The organism is Enterobacter sp. RHBSTW-00901 (assembly GCF_014103115.1).
GTDB classification, from domain to species: Bacteria; Pseudomonadota; Gammaproteobacteria; order Enterobacterales; family Enterobacteriaceae; genus Enterobacter; species Enterobacter cloacae_P.
In genome coordinates this window covers 2,481,882-2,493,298 of record NZ_JABXPB010000001.1, presented here as the reverse complement: position 1 = coordinate 2,493,298, position 11,417 = coordinate 2,481,882, and the positions used below count along the sequence as shown (strand labels likewise).

Annotated in this window: 11 protein-coding genes; 9 read left to right on the top strand and 2 right to left on the bottom strand. The window is 56.1% G+C overall.

What is annotated here, in order from left to right; all coding sequences use genetic code 11:
- From livF to ugpQ, 7 genes are all read left to right on the top strand, one after another.
- Nucleotides 1–714, top strand: a complete 714-nt coding sequence (gene livF / locus HV318_RS12030; RefSeq protein ID WP_182272932.1) for a high-affinity branched-chain amino acid ABC transporter ATP-binding protein LivF — start codon at nucleotides 1–3, stop codon at nucleotides 712–714.
- A gap of 242 nt (nucleotides 715–956) precedes the next feature.
- Entirely contained in the window at nucleotides 957–2,099 is a 1,143-nt protein-coding gene (locus HV318_RS12025; RefSeq protein WP_419195714.1) for an IS481 family transposase, read from the top strand.
- Nucleotides 2,100–2,340: 241 nt separating this feature from the next.
- Nucleotides 2,341–3,657: a sn-glycerol-3-phosphate ABC transporter substrate-binding protein UgpB gene (ugpB, locus tag HV318_RS12020; protein ID WP_182272931.1), complete on the top strand. Its 1,317-nt coding sequence runs from the start codon at nucleotides 2,341–2,343 to the stop codon at nucleotides 3,655–3,657.
- Nucleotides 3,658–3,762: 105 nt separating this feature from the next.
- Nucleotides 3,763–4,650: a sn-glycerol-3-phosphate ABC transporter permease UgpA gene (gene ugpA, locus HV318_RS12015; RefSeq protein ID WP_182272930.1), complete on the top strand. Its 888-nt coding sequence runs from the start codon at nucleotides 3,763–3,765 to the stop codon at nucleotides 4,648–4,650.
- Nucleotides 4,647–5,492 carry a sn-glycerol-3-phosphate ABC transporter permease UgpE gene (ugpE, locus tag HV318_RS12010; protein ID WP_182272929.1) on the top strand — a complete coding sequence of 282 codons (846 nt, stop codon included), beginning with the start codon at nucleotides 4,647–4,649 and terminating at the stop codon, nucleotides 5,490–5,492. The genes ugpA and ugpE overlap by 4 nt, the downstream gene beginning before the upstream one ends.
- Before the next feature lies 1 nt (nucleotide 5,493).
- Nucleotides 5,494–6,564, top strand: coding sequence for a sn-glycerol-3-phosphate import ATP-binding protein UgpC (locus tag HV318_RS12005; RefSeq protein ID WP_182272928.1), 1,071 nt, complete (start codon nucleotides 5,494–5,496; stop codon nucleotides 6,562–6,564).
- Nucleotides 6,561–7,307 carry a glycerophosphodiester phosphodiesterase gene (gene ugpQ / locus HV318_RS12000; protein WP_182272927.1) on the top strand — a complete coding sequence of 249 codons (747 nt, stop codon included), beginning with the start codon at nucleotides 6,561–6,563 and terminating at the stop codon, nucleotides 7,305–7,307. The genes HV318_RS12005 and ugpQ overlap by 4 nt, the downstream gene beginning before the upstream one ends.
- On the opposite strand, the gene HV318_RS11995 is transcribed toward ugpQ, so the two are convergent.
- Entirely contained in the window at nucleotides 7,291–7,668 is a 378-nt protein-coding gene (locus HV318_RS11995) for a DUF2756 family protein (RefSeq protein ID WP_182272926.1), read from the bottom strand. The two genes, ugpQ and HV318_RS11995, sit on opposite strands and share 17 nt — an antisense overlap.
- Before the next feature lie 123 nt (nucleotides 7,669–7,791).
- On the opposite strand from HV318_RS11995, the gene ggt reads away from it, so the two are divergent.
- The gene (gene ggt / locus HV318_RS11990) at nucleotides 7,792–9,537 is read left to right on the top strand and encodes a gamma-glutamyltransferase (RefSeq protein WP_182272925.1); all 1,746 of its coding nucleotides are present in this window, start codon (nucleotides 7,792–7,794) and stop codon (nucleotides 9,535–9,537) included.
- Between the two features lie 37 nt (nucleotides 9,538–9,574).
- On the opposite strand, the gene yhhY is transcribed toward ggt, so the two are convergent.
- Entirely contained in the window at nucleotides 9,575–10,063 is a 489-nt protein-coding gene (yhhY, locus tag HV318_RS11985; protein ID WP_182272924.1) for an N-acetyltransferase, read from the bottom strand.
- Between the two features lie 309 nt (nucleotides 10,064–10,372).
- Between yhhY and HV318_RS11980 the strand changes: the two genes are divergently transcribed.
- Nucleotides 10,373–11,410, top strand: a complete 1,038-nt coding sequence (locus HV318_RS11980; RefSeq protein WP_182272923.1) for an oxidoreductase — start codon at nucleotides 10,373–10,375, stop codon at nucleotides 11,408–11,410.
- Nucleotides 11,411–11,417 lie beyond the last annotated feature (7 nt).

The following is an 11,417-nucleotide window of genomic DNA, read 5'->3' as shown; positions in this document are numbered from 1 at the left end:
ATGGAAAAAGCGATGTTAACGTTTGATAAAGTAAATGCCCACTACGGTAAGATCCAGGCGTTGCATGACGTCAGCCTGCATATCAATCAGGGTGAAATCGTCACCTTGATCGGGGCCAACGGCGCGGGTAAAACCACGCTGCTGGGTACCCTGTGCGGTGATCCGCGTGCCACCAGCGGGCGGATTGTGTTTGATGGCAAAGACATTACCGACTGGCAGACCGCCAAAATCATGCGTGAAGCGGTGGCGATTGTCCCGGAAGGGCGTCGCGTGTTTTCTCGTATGACGGTGGAAGAGAATCTGGCAATGGGGGGCTTCTTTGCCGATCGTGACCAGTATCAGACCCGTATCAAGCGTGTGTATGAACTCTTCCCGCGGTTGTGGGAACGCCGCATTCAGCGTGCGGGCACCATGTCTGGCGGTGAACAGCAGATGCTGGCGATTGGCCGTGCGCTGATGAGCCAGCCGCGCCTGTTACTGCTTGATGAACCGTCGCTCGGTCTTGCGCCGATCATCATCCAGCAGATTTTCGACACCATCGAGCAACTGCGTAAGGAGGGGATGACCATCTTCCTCGTCGAGCAGAACGCCAACCAGGCGCTGAAGCTGGCTGACCGTGGTTACGTGCTGGAGAATGGCCGCGTGGTGCTGGAAGACACCGGTGACGCGCTGCTGGCGAACGAAGCAGTGCGGAGTGCGTATTTAGGCGGTTAGGTAAAAGCAAAAAGGCAACGCACGTTGCCTTTTTTAGTGTTTGTACCCTCTCCCGTGGGAGAGGGCCAGGGTGAGGGCACCAGACCGCACGAGGTAAAAGCAAAAAGGCAACGTACGATGCCTTTTTTAGTGTTTGTACCCTCTCCCTGTGGGTGTACAGTCCGGGGACATAGTGAACACTTGTTCGGGGACATGGTAGACACTTACAACTAAGGCATAAGAACCCGTTTATGGAGTCACTTATGCCCTGGGATGCGAGAGATACCATGTCATTACGTACCGAGTTTGTTTTGTTCGCCTCGCAGGACGGGGCGAACATCCGTTCCCTGTGCCGTCACTACGGCATTTCGCCTGCCACCGGCTATAAGTGGCTTCAGCGCTGGGCTCAGGAAGGCGCATCCGGCCTTCTGGACCGGCCCCGTATACCTCATCATTCCCCGAACCGCTCATCTGATGACATCACAGCTCTTCTGCGCATGGCACATGACCGTCATGAACGCTGGGGCGCACGCAAGATTAAGCGCTGGCTGGAAGACCTGGGGCACTGCATGCCCGCTTTCAGCACCGTCCATAACCTGATGGCCCGCCACGGTCTGCTGCCGGGCGTTTCACCGGGCATTCCGGCCTCAGGGCGGTTCGAACATGATGCGCCCAATCGCCTCTGGCAGATGGATTTTAAGGGACACTTTCCCTTTGGTGGTGGCCGCTGTCATCCGCTCACCCTGCTGGATGACCACTCCCGCTTTTCCCTGTGCCTGGCACACTGCACCGATGAACGGCGTGAGACCGTACAGCAGCAGCTGGTCAGCGTGTTTGAACGCTACGGTCTGCCGGACAGGATGACGATGGATAACGGAGCGCCGTGGGGCGACACCACCGGCATCTGGACGGCACTGGAGCTGTGGCTGATGCGCCTGGGTATCCGGGTGGGGCACTCCCGGCCATATCATCCGCAGACACAGGGCAAGCTGGAGCGTTTTCACCGCAGCCTGAAGGCGGAAGTGTTGCAGGGGAAGTGGTTCGCGGACAGCGGTGAACTGCAGCGTGCATTTGAACACTGGCGCACCGTCTATAACCTTGAACGACCGCACGAGGCGCTGGGTATGAACGTTCCGGCCTCCCGGTATCAGCCGTCCGCACGGCAGTACAACGGCAACACAATCCCACCGGAATACGATGAGGGGGTGATGGTCAGGAAAGTCGATATCAGCGGGAAGCTGAGCGTGAAAGGAGTCAGTCTGAGCGCAGGCAAGGCGTTCAGGGGGGAACGGGTAGGGCTGAGGGAAACACAGGAAGACGGCTGTTATGACGTGTGGTGGTACAGCACGAAAGTGGGGGTGATCGACCTGAAGAAAAAGTCGATCACCATAGGTAAAGGATGTTAAAAAGTGTTCACCATGTCCCCGAACACCTGTCTACCATGTCCCCGGACCGTACAGTGGGAGAGGGCCGGGGTGAGGGCACCAGACCACACCCAACGCCTTCACATAACCATCATCCCCCTGACGCTTTGCTGTCACTTATCTGTAAACAAACAGTTATTTTTCTGTCATTCGAGCATGTCATGTTACCTCGCGAGCATAAAACGCGTGATATCGCGCATCCGGCACAATAAGAGAGATGACAATGACATCGTTACGACACACAGCTTTGGGTCTGGCACTGGGTCTGGCTTTTGCGACGAACGCAATGGCTGTCACCACCATTCCGTTCTGGCATTCTATGGAAGGGGAGTTGGGTAAAGAAGTCGACTCCCTGGCGCAACGCTTCAACGACACCCACCCGGATTACAAAATTGTGCCGGTGTACAAAGGTAACTACGAGCAGAGCCTGAGCGCGGGCATTGCCGCTTTCCGTACCGGTAACGCGCCTGCGTTGTTACAGGTTTATGAAGTGGGTACCGCCACCATGATGGCCTCTAAAGCCATCAAACCCGTGTACGAAGTCTTTAAAGATGCAGGCATCAACTTCGACGAATCTCAGTTCGTGCCGACGGTGGCGGGTTACTACACAGATTCTAAAACCGGTCACCTGCTGTCTCAGCCATTCAACAGCTCCACACCGGTGCTGTACTACAACAAAGACGCCTTTAAGAAAGCCGGTTTAGACCCGGAGCAGCCACCAAAAACCTGGCAGGATCTGGCCGAGTACACCGCGAAGCTGAAAGCGGCGGGTATGAAGTGCGGTTACGCCAGCGGCTGGCAGGGCTGGATCCAGATTGAAAACTTCAGCGCCTGGCACGGTCTGCCAGTTGCCACCAAAAACAACGGTTTTGACGGCACTGACGCGGTACTGGAGTTCAACAAGACAGAGCAGGTGAAACACATTGCACTGCTGGAGGCACTTAACAAGAAGGGCGATTTCAGCTACTTCGGTCGTAAAGACGAATCTACGGAGAAGTTCTACAACGGTGACTGTGCCATTACCACCGCGTCTTCTGGTTCGCTGGCGGATATCCGTCACTACGCCAAATTCAACTACGGCGTGGGCATGATGCCTTACGACGCTGATGTGAAAGGCGCGCCGCAGAACGCCATCATCGGCGGAGCGAGCCTGTGGGTGATGCAGGGTAAAGACAAAGGCACTTATAAAGGCGTGGCCGAGTTCCTCGACTTCCTGGCAAAGCCTGAGATTGCCGCCGAGTGGCACCAGAAAACGGGCTACCTGCCAATCACCAAAGCCGCGTATGACCTGACCCGCGAGCAGGGCTTCTATGACAAGAACCCAGGGGCGGATATCGCCACGCGTCAGATGCTGAACAAGCCACCGTTGCCATTCACCAAAGGTCTGCGTCTGGGCAACATGCCGCAGATCCGCACCATCGTTGATGAAGAGCTGGAAAGCGTGTGGACCGGTAAGAAAACCCCACAGCAGGCGCTGGACTCTGCGGTAGAGCGCGGAAATCAGCTGCTGCGCCGCTTTGAGCAGTCGACAAAGTCTTAATCCTTTTACCCTCACCCTCGCCCTCTCCCAAAGGGAGAGGGAACTCATACACCCTCTCCCTTTGGGAGAGGGCTGGGGTGAGGGGAAATCAACCTGAGCTAATTTATGTCCTCATCCCGTCCCGTGTTTCGTTCGCGCTGGCTGCCGTATTTGCTGGTCGCGCCGCAACTGGTCATCACCGTTATCTTCTTTATCTGGCCTGCGGGCGAAGCGCTGTGGTACTCGGTACAAAGTGTCGATCCGTTCGGGCTTTCCAGCCAGTTTGTCGGCCTGGATAACTTCGCGGCCCTGTGGCACGACAGCTACTACATCGACGCCTTCTGGACGACGATCAAATTCAGCACGCTGGTTACCGTGAGCGGCCTTATCGCCTCGCTGTTTTTTGCCGCGCTGGTGGATTATGTGGTGCGCGGCAGCCGTCTCTATCAGACGCTGATGCTGTTACCTTACGCTGTGGCCCCTGCGGTTGCTGCCGTGCTGTGGATCTTCCTGTTTAACCCAGGGCGCGGGTTGATTACCCACTTCCTCGCGGAATTTGGTGTTGAGTGGAACCACGCACAGAACAGCGGTCAGGCCATGTTCCTGGTGGTGTTTGCCTCAGTATGGAAGCAGATCAGCTACAACTTCCTGTTCTTCTTTGCCGCGCTGCAATCCATTCCGCGTTCGCTGGTAGAAGCTGCGGCGATTGATGGTGCAGGCCCGGTTCGCCGCTTCTTCAGACTGTCGTTGCCGCTGATCGCCCCGGTGAGTTTCTTCCTGCTGGTGGTTAACCTTGTGTACGCCTTCTTCGATACCTTCCCGGTGATCGACGCTGCGACCGCTGGCGGCCCGGTACAGGCGACGACCACGCTGATCTACAAGATCTACCGCGAAGGTTTTGCCGGTCTGGATCTCTCAGCCTCCGCCGCGCAGTCGGTCGTGCTGATGTTCCTCGTCATCATCCTTACGGTGGTGCAGTTCCGTTATGTTGAAAGTAAGGTGCGCTACCAATGATTGAGAACCGTCGCGGGCTGACGATTTTCAGCCATACCATGCTGATTCTGGGCATTATCGTCATCCTGTTCCCGCTTTATGTGGCCTTTGTGGCCGCCACGCTGGACACCAAAGCGGTGTTTGATACGCCGATGACGCTGATCCCGGGCGGACATCTGTTCGAGAACATGGAAACCATCTGGACGCAGGGCGTGGGTGCCAACAGCGCACCATTCTGGCTGATGATGCTCAACAGCTTCATCATGGCGTTCGGTATTACGGTGGGCAAAATTACGGTGTCGATGCTGTCTGCTTTTGCCATCGTCTGGTTCCGTTTTCCCCTGCGTAACCTGTTCTTCTGGATGATTTTCATCACCCTGATGCTGCCAGTGGAAGTCCGTATCTTCCCGACGGTGGAAGTGATTGCCAACCTGAATATGCTGGACAGCTACGCGGGCTTAACCCTGCCGCTGATGGCCTCGGCGACCGCTACTTTCCTGTTCCGTCAGTTCTTTATGACCCTGCCGGACGAACTGATTGAAGCGGCGCGTATCGACGGTGCTTCGCCGATGCGCTTCTTCCGCGACATCGTGTTGCCGCTGTCGAAAACCAACCTCGCGGCGCTGTTTGTGATCACCTTTATCTACGGCTGGAACCAGTACCTGTGGCCGCTGCTGATTATCCAGGACGTCAACCTCGGCACCGCCGTGGCTGGCATCAAAGGCATGATCGCCACCGGTGAAGGCACCACCCTCTGGAACCAGGTCATGGCGGCGATGCTGCTCACCCTTATCCCCCCGGTCGTAATCGTTTTAGCCATGCAGCGTGCGTTTGTGCGTGGTTTAGTGGACAGTGAGAAATAAGATGGCAGGACTGAAACTTCAGGCAGTAACCAAAAGCTGGGACGGCAAAACCCAGGTCATTCAGCCGCTCACGCTCGATGTGGCGGACGGAGAGTTCATTGTGATGGTCGGCCCGTCTGGCTGTGGCAAATCGACGCTGTTGCGTATGGTGGCCGGGCTGGAACGCGTGACCTCCGGCGATATCTGGATTGACCGCCAGCGCGTCACCGAGATGGAGCCGAAAGACAGGGGCATCGCGATGGTGTTCCAGAACTATGCCCTTTACCCGCACATGAGCGTGGAAGAGAACATGGCCTGGGGGCTGAAAATTCGCGGTATGGGCAAAAGCCATATCGACGAGCGGGTGAAAGAAGCGGCACGCATTCTGGAGCTGGACGGTTTGCTGAAGCGCCGCCCACGTGAGCTTTCCGGCGGCCAGCGTCAGCGCGTGGCGATGGGACGTGCCATCGTGCGCGACCCGGCGGTATTCCTGTTCGACGAACCGCTCTCCAACCTGGATGCCAAACTGCGCGTGCAGATGCGCCTTGAGCTGCAACAATTGCATCGCCGTCTGAAAACAACATCCCTGTACGTGACCCACGATCAGGTGGAGGCCATGACCCTCGCCCAGCGGGTGATGGTGATGAACAAAGGCATCGCCGAGCAGATTGGCACTCCGGTGGAAGTGTATGAGAAACCGGCCACCCGCTTTGTGGCGAGCTTTATCGGCAGCCCGGCGATGAACCTGCTGGAAGGCCATATCAGCAACGCGGGCACGCACTTTGAGCTGGAAAGCGGGATGGCCATCCCGATCAACTGGTACTATCGTGGCTACGCCGGGCGTAAAATGACGCTCGGTATCCGCCCGGAGCATATCGGTTTAACTTCTCAGGCGGAAGGCGGCGTGCCGTTGGTGATGGACACGCTGGAGATGCTGGGGGCAGATAACCTGGCGCACGGACGGTGGGGCGAGCAAAAACTGGTGGTGCGTCTGGCACACCAGGAACGCCCTAAAGCAGGCAGCACGCTGTGGCTGCATCTGCCGGAAAATCACCTGCACTTCTTTGACGGTGAAACAGGACAACGAGTATGAGCAACTGGCCTTATCCCCACATCGTCGCCCACCGTGGCGGCGGTAAACTGGCACCGGAAAATACCCTGGCGGCGATCGACATGGGGGCGCGTTACGGTCATACGATGATCGAGTTCGATGCCAAACTGTCGAAAGACGGCGAAATTTTCCTGCTGCACGATGACAACCTCGAACGCACCAGCAACGGCTGGGGCGTAGCAGGGGAGTTGCCGTGGCGTGACCTGCTGAACGTGGATGCCGGAAGCTGGTACAGCGGCGAATTCAAGGGCGAACCGCTGCCGCTGTTGGCGAACGTAGCAGACCGCTGTCGTCAACACGGGATGATGGCTAACATCGAAATCAAACCGACCACGGGCACTGGGCCACTGACGGGCAAAGTGGTTGCGCTGGCTGCTCGTGAGCTGTGGGAAGGAATGACCGCGCCGCTGCTGTCGTCGTTTGAAATTGATGCACTGGAAGCGGCGCAGGCTGCTGTGCCGGAGCTGCCGCGCGGGCTGCTGCTGGATGAATGGCGTGAAGACTGGCGCGAGCTGACGTCCCGCTTAGCCTGTGTGTCTATCCACCTGAACCACTCGCTGCTGGATGAAGCACGGGTGAAGATGTTGAAAGCGGCGGGTCTGCATATTCTGGTTTACACCGTCAACAAACCCCAGCGTGCGGCTGAGCTGCTGCGCTGGGGAGTGGACTGCATCTGTACCGATGCAATTGATCTGATTGGCCCGAATTTTAGTTCTGTGGATTAAGCATACTGCCATTCGACTGCGGCGGCAGCATATGCTGCTGACCGCTACTTTGGGTTGTTCCCCCGCCTAACATGCCGCCGTTATGGTTTGGCAACGGCTGCTCACGTACCTGGCCCTGCTGAATGCGCTGGGTATTGGCATCCATCTGGTTTTGCAGGCCCTGCTGCTGCATCTGGGTCTGCATTTTCAGCTGCTGGTTCAGCATCCCTTTTTGCTGCTGCTGTTGGCTCATCATCTCCGTTTGCATACGCTGCTGGCTGGGAATGACATAACCCTGCTGGTTCGGGTTATTCAGGGTATTCAGGGGCTGTGCGAGCGCGGTAAAGGGTATCAGTGCTGCAATGATCAAAAGCTGTTTCACGGTTGTCTCCTCCTTCTGAGGCTTTTCTTAAGTTTACCCTGAATCCGGCATAACGATGATTTTTTAGGAGTTGTGAACCAGGCTTAACCGGGGAATATGGATCCCTTCACCTGGAGAACAATAATGATGAAACCAACGTTTTTGCGCTGGGTAGCGATCGCCGCACTGACGGCAGGCGGCACATTTAGCGTGGCGGCCAACCCGCCTGCGGCTCCACCAGTGTCCTACGGCGTGGAAGAAGATGTTTTTCATCCCGTGCGGGCGACACATGGCATGGTGGCGTCGGTGGACGCGCTGGCAACGAAAGTCGGTGTCGATATTCTTAAGCAGGGGGGTAACGCGGTAGATGCCGCCGTTGCGGTGGGATATGCGCTGGCGGTAACACACCCGCAGGCGGGTAACCTGGGCGGTGGTGGTTTTATGATGCTGCGCACCAAAGACGGGAAAACCGCGGCTATCGATTTCCGTGAAATGGCACCTAATCAGGCCTCCCGGGATATGTTCCTTGACGCTCAGGGCAACCCGGACAGTAAAAAATCCCTGACCTCGCATCTTGCCTCCGGTACGCCGGGCACCGTTGCGGGCTTCTCGCTGGCGCTGGAAAAATACGGCACGATGCCGCTGAACAAAGTGGTACAGCCTGCAATTAAGCTGGCGCGCGACGGTTTTGTGGTGAATGACGCGCTGGCGGACGATCTCAAAACCTACGGCAGCGAAGTCATCCCTCAGCATGAAAACAGTAAAGCGATCTTCTGGAAAAACGGCGAGCCGCTGAAGAAGGGTGACCAACTGGTGCAAAAGAACCTCGCGAAAAGCCTTGAGCTGATAGCGGAGCACGGCCCGGATGCTTTCTACAAAGGGGCGATTGCCGACCAGATTGCCGACGAAATGAAAAAGAACGGCGGGCTTATCACCAAAGTGGATCTGGCGGAGTACAAGGCGGTAGAGCGCCCCCCCATCAGCGGGGAGTATCGCGGGTACCAGGTTTACTCCATGCCGCCACCGTCCTCCGGGGGCATTCACATCGTGCAGATCCTCAACATCCTTGAAAACTTCGATATGCACAAGTTTGGCTTCGGCAGTGCGGATGCCATGCAGGTGATGGCGGAGGCGGAAAAGCATGCCTACGCTGACCGCTCGGAATACCTCGGTGACCCGGACTTTGTGAAGGTACCGTGGCAGGCGTTAACCAATAAAGCCTACGCCAAATCCATTGCTGATCAGATCGACATCAACAAGGCTAAACCGTCCGGTGAGATCCGCCCAGGCAAGCTGGCCCCGTACGAAAGCAACCAGACCACCCACTTCTCGGTGGTGGATAAAGACGGTAATGCGGTAGCGGTGACCTACACGCTCAACACCACCTTTGGTACCGGGATTGTGGCGGGCAACAGCGGCATTCTGATGAACAACGAGATGGACGACTTCTCCGCCAAACCGGGCGTGCCAAACGTCTACGGGCTGGTAGGCGGTGATGCTAACGCCGTCGGGCCGAAGAAACGGCCGCTGTCGTCGATGTCGCCAACCATCGTGGTGAAAGACGGTAAAACCTGGCTGGTGACCGGCAGCCCTGGCGGTAGCCGTATCATTACCACCGTGCTGCAGATGGTGGTGAACAGCATTGATTTTGGGATGAACGTCGCCGAAGCGACCAATGCTCCACGCTTCCACCATCAGTGGCTGCCGGATGAACTGCGCGTCGAGAAAGGCTTTAGCCCGGACACGATCAAACTGCTGGAGCAGCGCGGACAGAAAGTGGCAGTGAAAGAGGCGATGGGTAGTACCCAGAGCATTATGGTCGGGCCGGACGGTGCGCTGTTTGGCGCGTCTGACCCGCGTTCGGTGGATGATTTGACGGCGGGGTACTGATTGTTCCCCTCTCCCCATAGGGGAGAGGGGAAATGAACTACTTCATTCTCGCCATATAATACGCGTCCACATACTCGCCGTTGCGCAGCCCGTAGCGCTTGCCAGTGCCTTCAATCTCAAACCCGTGTTTCTTGTAGACCGCAATCGCCGGTTCGTTATCCACAAACACCGTCAGCTCAATACGGTCGACGCGCAGCCAGTTGTCGCACATATCAATCATGGTGCGTATCAGTGCGCTGGCGACGCCACGGTTTTGCCACTGTGCATCAACGCAGATACCGAAATCGGCGACGTGGCTACGGCGTGGGCGCTGGGCGACATCAATAGTGAGATGCCCGACCACGATATCGTCAATGCAGGCAACCAGCTGCTTAATACCCGGCTGGTCGCCTAGCCGCATTTGCCACATTTCCATTGAAGGATGAGGAACCTGTAGCGTGTTGTGGTACACCTCCGGCTGGGAATGGATCTGACGAATGGCATCGTAATCTTTTGGTTCAGCGTGGCGTATCACTATCTCACTCATTCCTTCATCCTCAGTCAGTTAAACGTCCCTTCCAACATCAATGACTTTAAAAATTGCGTCAACTGCTATTTTTTGCAAAAAAGATTGGACAAGTGCGAATGAGAATGATTATTATTGCTTCGCGTTCAGGAAGACCTCTACGGGAACCTGAAAGCACGACATTGCTCACATTGCTTCCAGTATTACTTTAGCCAGCTTCTAGCTGGCTTTTTTTTGCCTGTTTTTCTCCCTCTCCCTGTGGGAGAGGGGTGGGGTGAGGGCAAAACTTGCGCTACTGTATCTCACAGTAACCTTAAAAAGGACTGAGCCATGACCCTGAACTGTGCATTTATCGGATTTGGTAAAAGCACCATGCGTTACCATCTTCCGTATGTTCTCCACCGTAAAGACCGCTGGCACGTTGCCCACATTTACCGGCGCAGCGCGAAGCCAGAAGAGCAATCTCCGCAGTACTCTCATATTCATTTCACCAGCGATCTTGATGAGGTTTTAAACGATCCACAGGTACAGCTGATGATCGTTTGTACCCACGCCGACAGCCATTTTGACTACGCCAAACGTGCGCTCGAAGCAGGCAAAAACGTGCTGGTGGAAAAACCGTTTACCCCAACGCTTGCCGAAGCGAAAACCCTGTTTGCGCTGGCGAAAAGCAAAGGGCTGACCGTTACGCCATACCAGAATCGCCGTTTTGACAGCTGCTTCCTGACGGCGAAAAAGGCCATTGAGAGCGGTAAGCTCGGCGATATCGTTGAGATTGAAAGCCATTTCGATTACTTCCGCCCGGTGGCGGAAACCAAACCCGGCCTGCCGCAGGACGGTGCATTTTATGGTCTGGGTGTACACACCATGGATCAAATTATCTCTCTGTTTGGTCGCCCGGACCATGTGGCGTATGACATCCGCAGCCTGCGCGATAACGCTAACCCGGACGATACCTTTGAAGCACAGCTGTTTTACGGCGACCTGAAAGCTATCGTTAAAACCAGCCATCTGGTGAAAATCGACTACCCGAAATTTATCGTTCACGGTACCAGAGGCTCGTTTATCAGGTACGGCATCGACCAGCAGGAAACCAGCCTGAAGGCCAATATTATGCCAGGTGAACCGGGCTTTGCGGCGGATGATTCGGTGGGCGTGCTGGAGTATGTGAATGACGCAGGCGTGACGGTCAGGGAAGAGTTGAAACCTGAAACGGGTGACTATGGTCGCGTCTATGATGCACTGTTTGAGACGATCAGCAACGGTGCGCCGAATTACGTCAAGGAATCTGACGTTCTGACTAACCTCGAAATCCTTGAACGGGCCTTTGCTCAGGCTTCTCCTGCCACGGTAACCCTCGCAAAATAAGCAAATA